Consider the following 17311-nt stretch of genomic DNA (forward strand, 5'->3'; position numbering starts at 1 on the left):
CGGCTTGGAAAACACGAATGGAAACTGGAAAACGGTCCCGCTCCTGGGCGCAACGCTTGCGAACGGCGCTGACGGCCTTGCCCGTCGTGCTGTTGTCCGCTTGCGCGGTCGAGCCGGGCATGCACATGAACTTCGCGAACGAAGCGCCGGACAACGGCGGTATCGCGACGCGGACGCTCGACGACGGCCTGACGGTATCGATGCGCCGCATCGATGCGGTGTCGTTTGATCGAGCGCAGCAAGCATCCGCTTCGCGTGACGCGGCGTCGGTGCCGATCGGTCCGATCGACGGTGCACTGATCGCCGCCCAGCGCCGCGATGCCCGCGCACGGGACGAACGCACGCGCGCCGCGCTGTTTGCCGCGCCGGCGCCGTACGCGATCGACGCGGGCGACGTGTTGCAGATCACCGTGTGGGATCACCCCGAACTGGCGGCTGCGCAGGGCAATCCTGGTAATCAGCAGACGCGTGCCGCCGATCCGCCGACGGGCTTCGTCGTCGATCAGGCCGGCAAGCTGGCGTTTCCGTATGCGGGCGAACTGCACGTCGCGGGCATGAGCACGAGCGAGATTCAGGCCGCGCTGCGTGCGCGGCTGTCGAAATGGTTCGTCGCGCCGCAAGTGACGGTGCGCGTCGCGTCGTATCGCGCGAATCGTGTCTACATCGACGGGGAAGTCCATGCACCGGGCGCGCAGCCGCTCAACGACACGCCGATGACGCTGCTCGAAGCCGTCACGCGCGCGGGCGGCTTCACGGCCGAGGCCGATCAGAGCCGCATGACGCTCGTGCGCGGCGGTGTCGCGTATCCGGTCGATCTGCCGGGGCTGATTCGCGCGCGTCTCGATCCGTCGCGCATCGTGTTGCGCAAGGGGGACCTGCTGCAAGTCGGTGCGCGCGACCAGTTCGGCGTGTACGTGATGGGGGAAGTCAACCGGCCGACGACTGCGCTGCCGCTACGCAACGGTCGGCTCACGCTGGCCGATGCACTGTCGCAGGCCGGCAGCGTCAATCAGGCTACGTCCGATCCGAAGCAAACCTACGTGATTCGCGCCGCCGAGGGACGGCAGGCACAGGTATTTCATCTGGACGGACGATCGCCGGTGTCGATGGTGCTGGCCAACGCATTCGAGCTGCAGCCGCGCGACGTCGTGTACGTCGACAGCACGAAGCTCGCGCGCTTCGGCCGCGTGCTTGCGCAACTGTTGCCGGCCATCAACGCGGGCCTGACCGCCGCGATCGTCACGAAATGATGAACCGGATCCTGGTGGTGTGTACCGGCAACGTCTGCCGCAGCCCGGCCACGCAGGCGCTGCTGTCGCGCGCATTGCCCGGCCGCACGATCGAGTCGGCCGGCCTCGCGGCGATCGGCGGCACGCCGATCGATCCGGTGATGAACGAATTGCTGGCCGCGCGCGGCTTCGGGGGGGCGTCGCACCGGGCCCGACGCGTCGACGATCGCGTCTGCCGGTGGGCCGACCTGATTCTCGTGATGGAGACCGCGCAGCGCCATCTGATCGAGCGGAGCCACCCGATGACGCGCGGCCGCGTGTATCGCCTCACCGAGCGCTACCGGACCGACGTCCCCGATCCGTATCGCCGAAGCCGCCACGTGTACGACTACGCGCTGAAGCTGATCGAGCACGGCGTCGTCGACTGGGCCGACCGGATCGCCCGCCTCGAATCGGACTGGCCGCGACACCCCGATCCCGGCGCGGATGCGCCGGAACACTTGAAGTGAGCCTCAGATGAATGCAACCAACCCTGGTCGACTCCTTGAACGCGATGCCGACGAGTTCGACGTGCGAGGCCTGCTCGACGTGCTGATCGCGCATGCGGGCCGCATCGTCGCGGTCACTGCGACGTGTACCGCGCTCGGCGCCACGTATGCGCTCGTCGCGAAGCCGGTCTACAAGGCCGACATTGCCGTGCAGGTGGAAAGCGGCGGCTCCGACCTGCGCAGCATGGCGGAAGGCGGGCTCGTCGGCGGCCTCGGCGCGCTGTTCGACGTGAAGTCGACCGACGACGGCGAAATGGAAATCCTGCGCTCGCGGCTCGTGACCGAACCGGTGGTCGACGTCCAGCGCCTGTATATCGACGCGCGGCCGCGCCGTGTGCCGGTGATCGGGGCCGCGCTCGCGCGCTTCAATCGCGGGCTGTCGACGCCCGGCCTGTTCGGGTTCGGCGGGTTCGTCTGGGGCAAGGAGCGCATCGACGTGGCCGCGTTCGACGTGCCGTCCGACTTCCACGAACACCCGTTCATCGTCACGTTGCTGGGCGACGGTCGCTATCGACTGTCCGGCGACGATCTCGATCGCGACGTGGAAGGCGGGATCGGCGAGCCGCTGCGCGTGAAGACGGCCGCCGGCGATGTGATGTTGCAGGTCGCCGGCGTCGACGCCGCGGCCGGTGCGCAGTTCGTCGTGAAGGCCGAGTCGAAGCAGGTCGTGCTTGCCGAACTGCGGAAGAAACTGTCGATCGCGAACCGCGGCAAGGATCAGTCCGGCGTGATCGGCGTGTCGTACGAAAGCCGCGATCCGGTGCGCGCGGCGGCCGTGCTGAACGCGATTGCCGACAACTACGTACAGCAGAACGCGAACCGCAAGGCGGCGACCGCCGAGAAGTCGCTGGCGTTCCTCGACGATCAGGTACCGACGGTGGAGCGTCGGTTGCGTATGGCGGAGGACCGTCTCAACGCGTACCAGGCCCGCCATGAAATCGTCGATCTGACCGAACAGGCAAAGGCGATGCTGACGCAATCGACGACCGTGCAGACGTCGCTGTTCGAACTCGAACAGAAGCGGCTTGCGTTGGCGTCGACGTTGACGCCGGCGCACCCGGAGCTCACCGCGGTCGACCGGCAGATCGCCGCGGCCCGCGCGCAGATCGGGAGGGTGAACGACGCGATCCGGCGCCTGCCCGACGCGCAGCGCAACATCGTGCGGCTGCGCCGCGACGTGACGGTGCAGACCGAGATCTACGTCGGCCTGCTGAACAGTATCCAGCAGCTTCGCGTCGCGACTGCGAGCAAGATCGGCAACGTGCGCGTGATCGATCGCGCGATCGTGCCGGACGAACCCGTGCGGCCGAAGCCGTTACTGATCACGGCGATTGCCGCGCTGGTGGGCCTCTTGCTTGGCACGTGCGGCGTCGTCGGCCGTGCGGTGCTGTTCGGCCGCGTCACCGATCCGGCCGAGATCGAGCGCGACACGGGCCTGAACGTGATGGCGACGATTCCGCACAGCGCCGCCCAGCGCCGGCTCGCGCAGCGCGCCGCCGCGGCGCAGGGCGCTGCGCCCATCCTGTCGCTTGCACGGCCGAACGAACCGGCGGTGGAGGCGCTGCACAGCCTGTGCACGGCGCTGCGGTTCCAGCTGCTGGACTGGCCCGAACGCAACCGCGTGCTGATCACCGGGCCTTCCGCGGGCGTCGGGAAATCCTTCGTGTCGGCCAACGTCGCCGCCCTGCTCGGACAGTCGGGCCAGCGCGTGTTGCTGATCGACGGCGACCTGCGACGCGGGGAGCTGGCGAAGCGTTTCGGTGTACGGCCGGATATCGGCCTGTCGACCTTGCTTCGCGGCGGCGCGACCGTCGACGACGCCATCGTGCGCGATATCGCGCCGAACGTCGATCTTCTGCCGGCCGGCCCGCGTACCGATCGGCCGGTCGAGTTGCTGTCATCGGATCGGCTGTCGGCATTGCTGACACGCGTCGGCCGCGATTACGGCGTCGTGCTGCTCGACGCGCCGCCGCTGCTGCCGGTGACGGACGCCACGGTGCTGGCCGCGCACGCGGACACGATCCTGCTCGCCGCGCGCTCCGGTGTGACGACCACGGGCGAACTGCTCGAATCGGCGAAGCGCATCGAGCGTGTCGGCGCGCGCACGACGGCCGTCGTGTTCAACGGCTTCCGGCCGGGGCTGCGCTCCGCCCAGTACGGCAACTACGGCGCTTACGCGTATGACCGCGCCGATTCGCACACCGCTGCGGATCGCTCGTGATCCGTCGATGGAGAATCCGATGACCCACCCCTACGAAAACATTCTCGTGACGTTCGGCACCCGTCCGGAAGCCATCAAGATGGCGCCGCTCGTCCATGCGTTGCGGGCTCGCGAAGGCGTGCGCTGCGGCGTCTGCGTGACGGCCCAGCATCGCCAGATGCTGGACCAGGTGCTCGACCTGTTCGGCATCGTGCCGGATTTCGATCTCGACCTGATGCGCGCCGGGCAGACGCTCGGCGGCCTGACCGGGCACATCCTCAATGCGCTCGACCCGGTGCTCGATGCGTTCCGGCCCGATCTCGTGCTCGTGCACGGCGATACCACCACGACGCTCGGCGCGACGCTCGCCGCTTACTACCGGCGCGTTCCGGTGGGGCACGTGGAAGCCGGCCTGCGTACCGGCAACCTGTATTCGCCATGGCCGGAGGAGGCGAACCGCCGGGTGACGGGCGCGCTCGCGCTGCATCACTTCGCGCCGACCGAGACGTCGCGCGCGAACCTGCTGGCCGAAGGCGTCGAGGCTGGACGGGTCCACGTGACCGGCAACACGGTGATCGACGCGCTGCTGACGGTCACCCAACGCCTGACGCATGATCGGGCGCTGGTGCAGCAGATGCGCGAGCGATTCCCGTTCGTCGACGACGCACGACGCATGATTCTCGTCACCGGCCACCGCCGCGAGAACTTCGGTCGCGGCTTCGAACAGATCTGCGAGGCGATCGCGACGATCGCGAAGCGCTATCCGGCGTGCCGGATCGTCTATCCGATGCACCTGAATCCGAACGTGCGGGAGCCCGTCACGCGGCTGCTCGGCGACATCGACAACGTCATGCTGATCGAGCCGCAGGAGTATTTGCCGTTCGTCTATCTGATGAGTCGCGCGTGGCTGATCCTGACCGATTCCGGCGGCATTCAGGAAGAAGCGCCGTCGCTCGGCAAGCCGGTGCTCGTGATGCGCGACACCACCGAGCGGCCGGAAGCCGTCGCGGCCGGCACGGTCCGGCTGGTCGGCACCGAGGTCGAGCGGCTGGTCGGCGCGGTGGTCGAGCTGTGGGAGGACGGCCGCGCCTATCGCGCGATGAGCCGCGCGCACAACCCGTACGGCGACGGCCGCGCGAGCGGGCGGATCGCCGATCTGCTCGTGTCGCCGCCCACGTCGACGCAGGGGCCGGCCCATCTGGCCGGCACGCTCTGCTGAATTCCCTGACGTCTGGAGAAGCTCATTCATGTCATTCGAAACCGTTTCCGTCATCGGGCTGGGCTATATCGGCCTGCCTACCGCAGCGGCATTTGCCGCACGTCGTAAAAGCGTGATCGGCGTCGACGTGTCGCAACATGCGGTCGACACGATCAATCGCGGCCAGATTCACATCGTCGAACCCGAGCTCGACATGCTCGTGCATGCGGCCGTGACGCAGGGCCATCTGCGTGCGACGACGGCGCCCGAGCCGGCCGATGCGTTCCTGATCGCGGTGCCGACGCCGTTTACCGACGGCAACAAGCCCGACCTGAGTTACATCGAAGCCGCGTGCCGGTCGATTGCTCCGGTGTTGAAGAAGGGCGATCTGGTGGTGCTGGAGTCGACGTCGCCGGTCGGTGCGACCGAGCGGATGGCGGCGTGGCTCGCGGCGCAACGCCCGGATCTGACGTTCCCGCAGCAGGCCGGCGAGCGCTCGGACATCCGTATCGCGCATTGTCCGGAGCGCGTGCTGCCGGGCCACGTGGTGCGCGAGCTCGTGGAGAACGACCGCGTGATCGGCGGGATGACGCGCAAGTGCGGCGCGCGTGCACAGGAGTTGTACGCGGTGTTCGTGCGCGGCGAGTGCATCCTGACCGATGCGCGTACGGCCGAAATGTGCAAGCTGACCGAGAACTCGTTCCGCGACGTGAACATCGCGTTCGCCAACGAGCTCTCGGTGATCTGCGACCACCTCGACATCAACGTGTGGGAACTGATCCGGCTGGCGAACCGCCATCCGCGCGTGAGCGTGCTCCAGCCGGGGCCGGGCGTCGGCGGACATTGCATCGCGGTCGACCCGTGGTTCATCGTCGATTCGGCGCCGGAGCATGCGCGGTTGATTCGCACCGCGCGCCATGTGAACGACGACAAGCCGCATTTCGTGGTTCAGCGCGTGCGGCATGCGGCGAGCCGTTTTCGCGAGCCGGTGATCGCGTGTCTCGGCCTGGCGTTCAAGGCCGATATCGACGATCTGCGCGAGAGCCCGGCGATGGAGATCGTCGACGCGCTCGCCGAGCATACCGACGCGACGCTGCTGGTCGTCGAACCGAACGTCGACGCGTTGCCGGCGTCGCTCGAGGCAAAGGCCCGGCTCTGCGATCTGCATACCGCGCTGGCGGAAGCCGACGTGATCGTCATCCTCGTCGATCACGCGCCGTTCCGTCGCATGGACCCGGTGCGGCTGCAGACCAAGGTCGTGATCGACACGCGCGGCGTGCTGGCGCGCGCGTGACGGACGGGATGCACGCGTCATGATGCGGAACGCCGATGCCGGAAAGCTGCTGGGCCGTCTCGAGGCGCTCGTCTGTACGGGCGCGCCGGGCCTGTATCGCGTGCTGACGTTCTGGGTCATCCAGCGAATCTATTCGCTGGACGAACTCGGACATGCGGCGTCCAACATGTCGATCGCGCAGATGATCGGCTTCTTCACGGCCATCGGCTGGGCGACGCTGATCCTGGTGCGCGTGCCGGCCAGCGACGGGCGGCAGGCGGCGCGCGACGCGTTCTACTCGCTGGTGTCGATGGCGGGATGGACGACCGTGGCCGCCACGTTCGCGTGCGTGCTGGTATCCGCGAGCGGCCTTCTCGCGTTCGATCTCGGCGGCGTGATCGCATTGATGTGGGGCTGGACCGTGTATCAGCTTGCGCGGCATTTCTTCGTGTCGACGCGTCGCTACCGGATCACGATTGCGTTCGACTGCGTGCTGATCGCCGGTTCGTGCGCGATGCTCCAGGCCGGCACGCGTTACGGCTATTCGGCATCGATGTGCCTGGCGCTCTCGCTGATCGTGGTGGCCGTCGCGATGTTCGTCGCGATCGGTGCGCCGGCGCGTGGCGTGTTCTCGGCGCGTATCGACATGAAGGGGCTGCAGTTCGGGCTGACCAATTTCCTGTCCGGCGGTATCGCGCTGGCGACCGTGCCGGCGGCCAAGGCGATGTGCGGTGCGTCGTTCGCGGGGATGCTGTCGCTGTTCGCGTCGGTGACGGCGGTCGGCAACCTGCTGCCGCGCGCCATCTCGATCGCGCAGTTGCCCGATCTCGTGAGGCGGAAGAGGGACAAGGCGCCGCTGGATACGACGCTGGGCGCGATGCGGCGGAATATCGGGCGGTCGAATGTGGTCGTGCTCGTCGCGAATCTGGCGATCGTGGTGGGGCTGACTTATCGGGCGGGGCTGGATAGCCCGGACACGTCCATGACGCTCGCGGGCGGTGCATTGCTGGCGATTCAGTGCGCGGCCGGCGTGCTCGGCGTGGTGGGCAGCAACGTGATGATGGCGTTCGAGAAAAGCGCCGTCACCGCGCGGATCAACCTCGGTACGTCGGCGCTGTTCGTCGCGTTGCTCGGCGGCAGCGTCGCGATCGGCGGCGAAGCCGGGTTCTTTTGCATGCTCGCGTCGGCCATCGTGGTCACGCTGATCCGGAACGGGATCGTGGTCTTGCATGCGCGACGGGTATGTTCCGCGTATGCGGCATCGAACAGCGTAGGCAACGTTGCGGTCGCGTCGGGAGTGCGCCCATGAGCGTCGCGATTCGAGCGCCGGCGATGGTGGATCGTCGCTCGCGGGTCGCCGACCTGGGCGCCGGCCTGCTGGCGTTGGCGTATTTCGTCTTCTGCGTCAGCGATACGTTGCTCACGCTCGACGACGATCGCTCGCAGGTCGTCAAGATGAGCGCGTTCGCGCTGGTGTTCGCGGCGATCCTGCTGCGTCCGCGCGTTCATCGGCTGGCCGTCGTTGTGCTGCCCGTCGCGGTGTCGCTGTGCATCGGCATGCTGCTGTCGTTCAATAAGGCGGCGGGCGTCGAGGAACTCGTCCGCTTCCTCTTTCCGGTCGCGATCACGGTGGCGATCTTCCCGTACCGCGACCGGCTCGACGTGCTGGTCAAGACGTTCATCGGCGTGGTCGTCAGCAACGATCTATTCCAGTTGTACTTCTATGCTTCGTACGCGAGCGGGCTGCCGTTGTTCATGCCGGTCCGGATCGACTCGGGGCTGTTCCTGCGCGCACAGGGATGGATGGGATTCTTCTCGGAATTCAGCTTCATCAATCTCTGCGCCTTCCTGCTGTGCCGCTGGTACTGGTCCGGCCGCCGCGCGGCGATGGCGTCGTGGGGCTTTCTGTTCTTCGGATTGCTCGGCTTCTCGTTCAAGCTGTTCGCGGCGCTGGCGTTCTATCCGTTCGTGAGGAACGTCAGGGACGTGCGCGCCTGGCTGGCCGCGGCCGGTATTGCGGGCGCGACGCTCGTGCTGATGGCGATGGGCGTACTCGATTCGCTGTTGAAGGTCGGCATGGCGAAGATCCTGTTCTATGTCGTCGCGGGCAATTCGGCGCGCGCCGAGTCCTATCGCGTGATGTTCGAGTCGATCCGCAACGGCAATCTGCTCGGCGAGGGGCTGGGCAGCTTCGGCGGCCCGGCGTCGGTCAAATTCTCGTCGCCGCTGTACCCGCTTTATCACTTCGACTGGTATGGGCTCGGCGGGCTGTTGAAGACCACCGACACGTTCTATCCGCACCTGTTCGTCGAGATGGGCGTGGTCGGCGCGATCGCGTGGCTCGTGTTCGTGATGGCCTACGGACAGGCACGGCGCAAGCCGGCCGTCTGGTTCTACCTCGTCGGTGCGTTTTGCTTCGACAACATCTTCTCGATGGCATTCGTGTCGCCGTCTTACGTATTTTCCGCATTGCTGGCCATGTACGCGTTTTCATGGGGGCGGCCGGGGGCCGCCCGCGCGTCTCGCCATGGTGCGGTGGAGGTTCGCTCATGAAGATTCTCGTCGTCACGAACATGTATTTCGGCAGCAACCGCGCGAGCCCATGGCAAGGCGTGTTCGTGACCGAGCAGGTCGAGGCGCTCCGGCGTTCGGGGGGCTGCACGGTCGACGTGCTCGTCATCGAAGGGTATCGCGGCAAGGTCGAATACCTGCGATCGATCGGACAGGTCTGGAGGGCGGCGCGCGCGGGACGATACGACATCGTGCACTACCACTTCGGCCTCAGCGCGTGCTCCGCGCCGCTGGTTCGCCTGCTGACGCGGGCGCGAATCGTCATCACATTCCACGGCACCGACATCCTCGGCCCGTTGTGGATGCGGGTCGTGTCGAAAACGATGGCCTGCTTCGCGCACGCATGCATTGGCGTGAGTGCGGAAATTTCGTCGCGTTTGCGCCGGCTGTGCCGGCACTGCGAGACGATTCCGTGCGCAGTCGACGAGACGGTGTTCGTCGAGCACCGCGATGATGCGTGCATTGAATCCGCGTTGCCTGTCGTCGTGTTTCCGTCTTCCGCGCAACGTCCGGAAAAGAACTATCCGCTGTTTGCGCAGGTGCTGCGGCAACTGTCGGAACAGCACGGCATCCGGGTGCAGGAACGGCATATCGACGGCCTCGAGCGAGACGAGGTGCGCGACCTGCTGGCGCGTGCCGCGTGCCTGCTGATGACGTCGACCCGCGAAGGCTCGCCGCAATCGGTCAAGGAGGCGATGGCGGTCAATCTGCCGGTGGTATCGGTCGATGTCGGCAACGTGCGGCATCTGCTCGACGGTGTGTCGCCCGGCATGGTCGTGTTCGATCACGACGCGGGCCGGCTCACGAACGAGCTGGCGGATGTGCTGAAGGCCGGCATGCGATCCAACGGTCGCGCGCGGCTCGCGGCGCTCGGGTACTTCTCCGCCGATGTGTCCACGAAGTTGAAGACGCTGTATGCGTCGCTCTGCCCGACGCTGAGATTCTCCCGCGCGGCGCGGACTACCGAAAAACGCGATAACGAGGCCATGCAATGAACCGTGCCGAATTCTTTTCATGCCCGATCGATCTGATGTCGATGAACGAGACGGTCGACTGGATCGATACGAGAGTCGAGAAGCGGGAATTCACGCAGCACGTGGTCGTCAACGTCGCGAAGGTCGTTCACCTGCAGCGCGACGCGGCGCTTGCCGCGTCGGTCCGCGCGTGCGACATCGTCAACGTCGACGGCATGGGCGTCGTGTGGGGCGCGCGGCTGCTCGGTATCCCGGTGCCGGAGCGCGTCGCGGGCGTGGACCTTTTCCAGCGCTTGCTCGCACTGGCCGAAACGAAAGGGCTGCCGGTCTATCTGCTCGGCGCGACGCAGGAAGTCGTGGAGCGGGTTGTCGCGGTGACGGCGGCGCGGTATCCGCGACTGCCGATCGCGGGATATCACCACGGCTATTTCTGGAACGATGAACAGGCGGTCGTCGACGACATCCGTCGCTCGGGCGCGCGGTTGCTGTTCGTCGCGATCACGTCGCCGCGCAAGGAGAATTTCATCAATCGCTGGAAAGCGCAGTTGGGCGTCGATTTCGTGATGGGCGTAGGCGGGACGTTCGACGTGGTGGCCGGGAAGGTGAGGCGGGCGCCGCTGTGGATGCAGCGCGGCGGCCTCGAATGGGCGTTCCGCGTGATCCAGGAGCCGAGGCGGATGTGGAAGCGCTATCTGTCGACCAACAGCCGGTTCCTGATGATGCTGACGGGCGCATATGTGTTGCGATTGTGGCGACGAAAGGAAGCGGTCGATGCGCAGTAGAGTCGTGCTTGCCGCCTGCCTTATCGCATCGGCGTGTCAGGCAGGCCCGTATGGCGGCTCGCCTGAGGAAACGCACTTCTATCGATCGGACTGGGCGCGCGGCGTCGATCCGCGGCTGCGTCTGCAGGCGCCGGCACCCCGGAACATCGCGACCGGCGGCATCCCCGGGATTCACGGCCCGCTATTGAGGGTGACGATGAGCCGCTCGCAGGACTTCAGCGACGTGGCGAGCGGGACGCCGCGTTCGGAGGTCAGCTTCTTTCCGGTGTTTCGTTTCGTCAACGGACGCGACTACGAAGTGCGCTGGTCGACGGTGATTCCCGCCGACTACCGGTTCGATGCTCGACAGCCGGAACTCATCGCGCAGTTGCATCAGGGTAGCAACGACGGATCACCGCCATTCGCGTTGCTGCTGAACGCCGGGGCATACGAAGTCGACGTGCGCGGCGCGCCGGGTACGCCGAGCCGGTCGTTTGCGTTCGGCGATCCGTCGGCGGACAGAGGGCGAATGGTTCGATGGGTGCTGCGGTATCGCCCGGACGATCGCGGCGTCGACGCGCTGACCGAGGTGTTCCGGAACGGCGAGCGCGTCGTGCATGCGGCTGGCGTACCCAACGCGTTTCCGAACGAACGCCAGGCTTACTTCAAGCTCGGCCTGTACAAATGGTGGTGGACGACGCGCCCCTCCGACGTGGCCGACCGGACGATGTATTACGGCGACATCGAGATGCAGGTATTGCGGTAGGTCGCGGTGGGCAAGGCGATATCGGCTTCACGCAGGGCTCGCCGTTCGGGCGCGGCCGGCAAGCGGTGCACCGCCGAGAAAAAATAATAGTCAGAAATGCGGGAAATGAGCGTGCGAAATCAAATCGCGGCGGTCTACGTTATCGGCGATTCGCTCGAAGATGAAGTAATTTCGGTTCGTGAAAAAGTGGGCTCGCGCAATGAAATTAGATTGCGGTGTTCGGGGAAATTCTGTCGACGCATGCGCTGCCGGTGTAGTGCAGGCACCGCGGGCAACTGGGCGGACGCTCGCCGCCGATCCCCACGCATCCAACCTCGCCCAAAGGGCGCCCGAGCCGTCTGGACGGCCGCAGCCGCGCTGTCGCGCATGCCGCTGCACCGTCACGACGCCGCCTGGCGCGATCGCGTATGCTCGTTCCGTCAGCGGCGAAGGCAGCAGACGCCGGAGCCGGATCAATCGACAACCGATCAACGAGCGAGGGCATCATGGCAAGACAGACGATGGCGGAATACCTGGCGAAGACGCTGGCGGCAGCGGGCGTCGAGCGCATCTGGGGCGTGACGGGCGACAGCCTGAACGGCCTGTCGTTCAGCCTGAGCCAGATCGGCTCGGTCCGCTGGATGCATACGCGGCACGAGGAAAGCGCGGCGTTCGCGGCCGGCGCCGATGCCGCGTCTACCGGGCGGCTCGCGGTGTGCGCGGGCAGTTGCGGCCCCGGTAACCTGCACCTGATCAACGGGCTGTACGACTGCCACCGCAATCACCAGCCGGTGCTCGCGATCGCCGCGCACATTCCGTCCACCGAAATCGGTCTCGGCTATTTCCAGGAAACCCATCCGCAGGAGCTGTTCCGCGAATGCAGCCACTTCGCCGAACTCGTGACGAACGCGTCGCAGTTCCCGCGCGTGCTGGCACGGGCGATGCGCACCGCGATCGAGGAGCGCGGCGTGGCGGTGATCGTGCTGCCGGGCGACATCGCGCTCGGCGACGGCCCGGACGAGGCGCCGGCGTGGAGCGAATCGGCGCCGCCGTCGATCCTGCCGGCCGATGCCGATCTCGACCGGCTCGCGGCGCTGCTCAACGCGTCCGACGCGGTCACGCTGCTGTGTGGCAGCGGCACGCAGGGCGCGCACGACGAAGTGGTCGCGCTGGCCGACACGCTCGGCGCGCCGGTCGTCCATGCGCTGCGCGGCAAGCAGTTCGTCGAGTGGGACAACCCTTTCGACGTCGGGATGACGGGGTTGATCGGCTTCAGCTCCGGCTATCACGCGATGGAATCCTGCGACACGCTGCTGATGCTCGGCACGGATTTCCCGTACCGGCCGTTCTATCCGGCGAACGCGAAGATCGCCCAGATCGACTGGAAGGGCTCGCAGCTCGGCCATCGCGCACCGCTCGCGCTGGGGCTCGTCGGCACCGTGAAGGAAACGATCGCGGCGCTGCTGCCGCGGCTCACGCGCAAGACGCAGCGGCGCTTCCTCGAGAATGCGCTGAAGCACTACGCGGCCGCGCGCAAGGGGCTCGACGATCTCGCGGTGGCCGAGCCGCCGGGCCGCGCGATTCATCCGCAGTACCTGACGAAGATCGTCGACGAAGTCGCGGCGGAGGATGCGATCTTCACGGCCGACGTCGGCACGCCGACGCTATGGGCCGCGCGTTACCTGACGATGAACGGCAAGCGGCAACTGCACGGCTCGTTCAACCACGGATCGATGGCGAACGCGATGCCGCAGGCGCTCGGCGCGCAGGGCGCGCATCCGGGGCGTCAGGTCGTGTCGCTGTCGGGCGACGGCGGGCTGTCGATGCTGCTCGGCGATCTGCTGAGCGCGCGCCAGCTCAAGCTGCCGATCAAGGTCGTCGTGTACAACAACAGCCTGCTCGGCTTCGTGTCGATGGAACTGAAGGCGGCCGGCTATCTCGACACGAACGTCGACCTGAGCCCGACCGACTTCGCGGCGATCGCGAAGGGCGCCGGTATCTTCAGCGTGCGCGTCGAGCATTCGGAGAACGTCGAGCACGCGCTACGCACGGCGTTCGAGCATGACGGGCCGGCGGTGGTCGACGTCGTCACGTCGAAGTACGAGCTCGCGATGCCGCCGAAGATCGAACTCGCCCATGCGAAGGGTTTCAGCCTGTTCATGCTGCGCGCGATTCTCAGCGGGCGCGGCGACGAGATCGTCGAGCTGGCGAGAACCAACTTGCGGTGACGGCGGGTCGCGCGTCGCGTGGCGGCCATGGCGCGCGGGTGACAGCACGCGGGCTGTGCCGCCCACGCGCGCACGGCTTCGGCGAACGGTGGCGGCAGCGAGCAAGCGCGCCAACATACTGGCCCCATTTCGCTCGCCGTGGTGGCGACGTCCGGTGATTTCGACGCGAACGACGCCGTACTGCGGCCGATCCGGATCGTTCGCGCGCTATCCAGTGCACTTGCGGGAACCCGCCAAGCGTTGACCCGGCACGCATTGATCAGGCGAATCAGGGTCGATCTTCACGTCGCCTTAAGTTTGCGTTTCCTAGAATCGATTGACCGTCGCGCGTCCTGCGGCGGACCGATTCTCCCAGGAGGATGCGCATGAAACTTGCCCGTGTCGCCGTAGCCCTGTTCCGCGCGGTCATCGGCACGCCGCCGCCGACCGCACGAACGGCGGAGGCCCGCCGATGACGTGGCCGAACGCGTGGCGTGTCTCGGCACTGTTCGTGCGCGAGTGGGTCGGCCGGCCGGCCGCGGTGGGTGCGTTGTGCCCGAGTTCGCGACATCTGGCGCGCGAGATGGCCGATGCGGTGCCGGACGGCGACGGGCTGGTCGTCGAACTCGGCGGCGGCACCGGCGCGATCACCGCGGCATTGCTCGAACGCGGCGTTGCGCCACGGCGCCTCGTGGTGGTCGAACGTTCGCCGGCGTTCGTGCAGCATCTGCGGCGACGCTTTCCCGGTATCTCGATCGTATCGGGCGACGCCCGGCGGCTCGAGCGGCTGTTGCCCGCGGGCGCCACGGTCGATGCGATCGTGTCGTGCCTGCCGCTGCGCACGCTGCCGCGCGAGGACGTCGCGGCGATCGTCGGTCAGTGCCATCGCGTGCTGTCGGCCGACGGCGTGATGATTCAATTCACCTACGACCTGCGCGCGCCCGGCCGTCATCCGCTGGGCGATTCGGCATTCGTCGCATGCGACAGCCGGATCGTGTGGGCCAATCTTCCGCCCGCGCGCATCGTGACCGTGCGCTGCGTCGCAGCATACGCCGGCTGATTCCGGCCGCGCGGGGCGCCGTCGCGGGGCGCCGCATCCGGTCATCGGCCATGCCGATTCTTGCGGTTTCCCTTCATCTTGTCCCCGCTTCGGATTCCTGCATCGTGTTTGCGATTGCGATACAGCCGAGCCCTGGCCGGTTTTTGCTTTGCTCGCCGCCACGTGGAGAAGCTAGACGCGCGCGCTGTCCGGTACCTGCGCCGCGGGCCGCGACGCGACGCGCTTGATGACGCGATCGAGCGGCGTTGCATAGCCGCGTGCGATGACCGCGCTCAATACCGACGACAGCGCCAGATACGCGACGAGCAGCGCCAGCTTGTCGTCGCCATGCGTGGCGGACGGCGGCCAGAACGTGCGCAGCGCGCCGAGCACGATCAGATGGAACAGATACAGCTCGTAGCTGAGCCGGCCGCTCCAGCGCAGCGGCGCGAGCAGGCGGCCGTGAGCGGATGCGGGTTCGGCATGCGCGCCGATCAGCAGCACGGCCGTGCCGAGCGCCATCGCCGATACGCCGAGCACATGGCTTTCCGCGATCGGCCACGCGAGATAGAGCACCGTCATCGCGGTTGCCGCGAGCCATTGCACGGGCGCGGCCGCGAGCACCTGCCAGCGCGCGCGTTCGGCGAGCAGCGCGGTACAGCAGCCGATCGCGATGCCGTCGAAGCAGGCGAAGTACGCATACAGGAAGCCGCCTTCGTCGCCCGGATGCGTAAAGCGGTACACGGGACCGATCGCCGCAATCAGCAGCCAGAACGCGAACAGCCGCGCGTCGCGGCGCAGCGCGATGCACAGCAGCGGAAACGACAGATAGAACACCTCTTCCACCGATAGCGACCACAACACGCCGAGCGCGTAGTTGACCCATCCGTAAGCGCCGATCAGCACGTTCATCCAGAACGTGAGCGATGCCAGATTCACGAGCCAGTACGACACGGCGATGCCCTGCGGCGCGTGGTTCGTGAAGATCGGCACGCCGGCCGCCGCTAAGCCGTTGACGAGCGCGAGCAGCAGAAGCAGGCACGGGACGATCCGCGCAATGCGCGACACGTAGAATGCGCGCACGTCGAGCGCGTCGAGGCGACCCCAGCGGCGGCGCGCGTTCGACGTGATCAGGTAGCCCGAGATCGCGAAGAACATCGTCACGCCGTAGTTGCCGTTGCGCACGATCGCATGAATCGTGTCCCAGCCGAGCACGTGCGCGAGCGCGGTGTCGCGCAGCGGATACGCGATGTTGAAGTGATGCAGCAGAACGAGGAGGATCGAGACGCCGCGCAACAGGTCGATCCGGGCGTTGCGGGGGACGGCGCTCATTGCGGCCGGGTCGGGTCGGCCAGTGTCGGCAGCGCCGCGAGGAACGTGTCGCGCGAGCGCAGGCCGGCATTCGGCGTTTGCCGCTCGTCGTCCTGGATCAGGTTCGCGAACACCAGCGTGCGCGACCCCTTCGTCGCCCAGCCGACGAACCAGCCGTACGCGTGTGCAGCGTCGTACTTGATGCCCGGGGAGCCGGTGCCGGTCTTGCCATGCACGGTCCAGCCGCCCGGTTGCGCGTCGAGCAGCGTGATCCGACCAGTCATGTCGTATGCGTGCGCGCTGACGGGCAGCGTCCGCTGCGCGATCTTGCGCATGAACGCGACCTGTTCGAGCGGCGAAATTCGTAGCGACGAATTGACCCATGCGCCCATCATGCCGGGGAATTCGCCCTGCTGGCTGGTGGCGTCGGCGTTGCCGTAGCCGAACGCGCTCGTGTACTGCTGGAAGCGCGCCTGCCCGAGCGCCTGCGTGACCTGCTCCGAATACCAGAAGATCGACAGCTTCATCCAGCGCGCCGGATCGGTCGGTTCGCGCCACGGCGCGCCGCCCCAGTCGGGGTAGCCAGCGTGGAAATCGAGCGTGGGCGTGTGCGCGTCCTTCAGCACGCCGGCGTCGAAGCCCATCAGGCTGATGGCGACCTTGAACGTCGATGCCGGCGTCACGCGGGTCGTGCAGTCACCCTGCTGCACGAGCACCTTGCCGGTGGTGGCGTCGGCGACGACGGTGCAGACGGGATGGGCGTGAGAGGACGTGGCGGCCAGCAGGCCGGCGCAGGCGAGCAGCGTGTAATGCCAGTGCTTCAAGTGCAGCTCCTTGGAACGTGTGCGGAAGGTGTGCGGGGCGGACGGGAAGCAGGAGGATGACCCCGTGCGCAATCGAAGCGACGGCCGGCATCGATGAACGAGGGAGATCGCGGCCGTCGGGAGTGGCTCACAGTGTATCGGCGGATCGCCGGCTGTCGACCTGTCATGGTTGACGGGGTGCATGCGACCTTCACCGGTTCACGTGGCTCATGTCGATCACACGCTCATCACCGGACGGTCATGGTTGCAGGCAACGGGTGGAAAGCGCGCGGCATATCGCCGCGAACCCGGCGAGCCGAGTCCGCCAAACGGCCGATCGGGCGTCGACGTGGCTGCCCGGCGCCGGCGCCGCCAGCGCGACGTACGGGGCGCGATCCCGGCGCATGCCTGCCGTTTTTTGCACGACCGACCCGTTTTTTTGCACGGCATTG

14 protein-coding genes are annotated in these 17311 nt (G+C 67.1%); 12 read left to right on the plus strand and 2 right to left on the minus strand.

Going from position 1 to position 17311, the window contains the following annotated elements:
• Positions 1-77: 77 nt before the first annotated feature.
• The 12 genes from QZM72_RS06410 to QZM72_RS06465 all read left to right on the plus strand — a co-directional run bounded on the left by QZM72_RS06410 (position 78) and on the right by QZM72_RS06465 (position 14766).
• The gene (locus QZM72_RS06410; protein ID WP_301737718.1) at positions 78-1250 is read left to right on the plus strand and encodes a polysaccharide biosynthesis/export family protein; all 1173 of its coding nucleotides are present in this window, start codon (positions 78-80) and stop codon (positions 1248-1250) included.
• Positions 1247-1738, plus strand: a complete 492-nt coding sequence (locus QZM72_RS06415) for a low molecular weight protein-tyrosine-phosphatase (protein ID WP_301737550.1) — start codon at positions 1247-1249, stop codon at positions 1736-1738. The genes QZM72_RS06410 and QZM72_RS06415 overlap by 4 nt, the downstream gene beginning before the upstream one ends.
• A gap of 7 nt (positions 1739-1745) precedes the next feature.
• On the plus strand, positions 1746-3998 hold the full coding sequence (locus tag QZM72_RS06420; protein ID WP_301737551.1) for a polysaccharide biosynthesis tyrosine autokinase: 2253 nt from the start codon (positions 1746-1748) through the stop codon (positions 3996-3998).
• Between the two features lie 19 nt (positions 3999-4017).
• Complete coding sequence (gene wecB / locus QZM72_RS06425; RefSeq protein WP_301737553.1) at positions 4018-5196, plus strand: non-hydrolyzing UDP-N-acetylglucosamine 2-epimerase; 1179 nt, start codon at positions 4018-4020, stop codon at positions 5194-5196.
• A gap of 28 nt (positions 5197-5224) precedes the next feature.
• On the plus strand, positions 5225-6469 hold the full coding sequence (gene wecC / locus QZM72_RS06430) for a UDP-N-acetyl-D-mannosamine dehydrogenase (protein WP_089468972.1): 1245 nt from the start codon (positions 5225-5227) through the stop codon (positions 6467-6469).
• 19 nt (positions 6470-6488) lie between these two features.
• Complete coding sequence (locus QZM72_RS06435) at positions 6489-7757, plus strand: hypothetical protein (RefSeq protein ID WP_301737554.1); 1269 nt, start codon at positions 6489-6491, stop codon at positions 7755-7757.
• Complete coding sequence (locus QZM72_RS06440; RefSeq protein WP_301737555.1) at positions 7754-9001, plus strand: hypothetical protein; 1248 nt, start codon at positions 7754-7756, stop codon at positions 8999-9001. Before QZM72_RS06435 ends, QZM72_RS06440 begins: the two co-directional genes overlap by 4 nt.
• Entirely contained in the window at positions 8998-10014 is a 1017-nt protein-coding gene (locus QZM72_RS06445) for a glycosyltransferase family 4 protein (protein WP_301737556.1), read from the plus strand. Before QZM72_RS06440 ends, QZM72_RS06445 begins: the two co-directional genes overlap by 4 nt.
• Entirely contained in the window at positions 10011-10775 is a 765-nt protein-coding gene (locus QZM72_RS06450; RefSeq protein ID WP_301737557.1) for a WecB/TagA/CpsF family glycosyltransferase, read from the plus strand. Before QZM72_RS06445 ends, QZM72_RS06450 begins: the two co-directional genes overlap by 4 nt.
• Positions 10765-11520: a heparin lyase I family protein gene (locus tag QZM72_RS06455; RefSeq protein WP_301737558.1), complete on the plus strand. Its 756-nt coding sequence runs from the start codon at positions 10765-10767 to the stop codon at positions 11518-11520. Before QZM72_RS06450 ends, QZM72_RS06455 begins: the two co-directional genes overlap by 11 nt.
• Before the next feature lie 485 nt (positions 11521-12005).
• On the plus strand, positions 12006-13727 hold the full coding sequence (poxB, locus tag QZM72_RS06460) for a ubiquinone-dependent pyruvate dehydrogenase (protein WP_301737559.1): 1722 nt from the start codon (positions 12006-12008) through the stop codon (positions 13725-13727).
• Between the two features lie 451 nt (positions 13728-14178).
• The gene (locus QZM72_RS06465; RefSeq protein WP_301737560.1) at positions 14179-14766 is read left to right on the plus strand and encodes a class I SAM-dependent methyltransferase; all 588 of its coding nucleotides are present in this window, start codon (positions 14179-14181) and stop codon (positions 14764-14766) included.
• A gap of 171 nt (positions 14767-14937) precedes the next feature.
• On the opposite strand, the gene QZM72_RS06470 is transcribed toward QZM72_RS06465, so the two are convergent.
• Both QZM72_RS06470 and blaOXA read right to left on the minus strand, forming a co-directional pair.
• Positions 14938-16077, minus strand: a complete 1140-nt coding sequence (locus QZM72_RS06470; RefSeq protein ID WP_301737561.1) for an acyltransferase — start codon at positions 16075-16077, stop codon at positions 14938-14940.
• Positions 16074-16886, minus strand: coding sequence for an OXA-1043 family class D beta-lactamase (gene blaOXA, locus QZM72_RS06475; protein WP_301737719.1), 813 nt, complete (start codon positions 16884-16886; stop codon positions 16074-16076). Before blaOXA ends, QZM72_RS06470 begins: the two co-directional genes overlap by 4 nt.
• Positions 16887-17311 lie beyond the last annotated feature (425 nt).

Origin of the sequence: Burkholderia sp. AU45388, from assembly GCF_030481585.1 — a bacterium.
In the GTDB taxonomy this organism is placed as follows: Bacteria; Pseudomonadota; Gammaproteobacteria; order Burkholderiales; family Burkholderiaceae; genus Burkholderia; species Burkholderia sola.

Bases quoted from the DNA above. Each gene is read 5' to 3' on its own strand.
- QZM72_RS06445 (WP_301737556.1), top strand. From the start codon at position 8,998: ATGAAGATTCTCGTCGTCACGAACATGTATTTCGGCAGCAACCGCGCG.
- QZM72_RS06440 (WP_301737555.1), top strand. From the start codon at position 7,754: ATGAGCGTCGCGATTCGAGCGCCGGCGATGGTGGATCGTCGCTCGCGG.
- wecC (WP_089468972.1), top strand. From the start codon at position 5,225: ATGTCATTCGAAACCGTTTCCGTCATCGGGCTGGGCTATATCGGCCTG.
- QZM72_RS06470 (WP_301737561.1), bottom strand. From the start codon at position 16,077: ATGAGCGCCGTCCCCCGCAACGCCCGGATCGACCTGTTGCGCGGCGTC.
- QZM72_RS06420 (WP_301737551.1), top strand. From the start codon at position 1,746: ATGAATGCAACCAACCCTGGTCGACTCCTTGAACGCGATGCCGACGAG.
- poxB (WP_301737559.1), top strand. From the start codon at position 12,006: ATGGCAAGACAGACGATGGCGGAATACCTGGCGAAGACGCTGGCGGCA.
- QZM72_RS06450 (WP_301737557.1), top strand. From the start codon at position 10,011: ATGAACCGTGCCGAATTCTTTTCATGCCCGATCGATCTGATGTCGATG.
- QZM72_RS06415 (WP_301737550.1), top strand. From the start codon at position 1,247: ATGATGAACCGGATCCTGGTGGTGTGTACCGGCAACGTCTGCCGCAGC.
- QZM72_RS06455 (WP_301737558.1), top strand. From the start codon at position 10,765: ATGCGCAGTAGAGTCGTGCTTGCCGCCTGCCTTATCGCATCGGCGTGT.
- wecB (WP_301737553.1), top strand. From the start codon at position 4,018: ATGACCCACCCCTACGAAAACATTCTCGTGACGTTCGGCACCCGTCCG.
- QZM72_RS06435 (WP_301737554.1), top strand. From the start codon at position 6,489: ATGATGCGGAACGCCGATGCCGGAAAGCTGCTGGGCCGTCTCGAGGCG.
- QZM72_RS06465 (WP_301737560.1), top strand. From the start codon at position 14,179: ATGACGTGGCCGAACGCGTGGCGTGTCTCGGCACTGTTCGTGCGCGAG.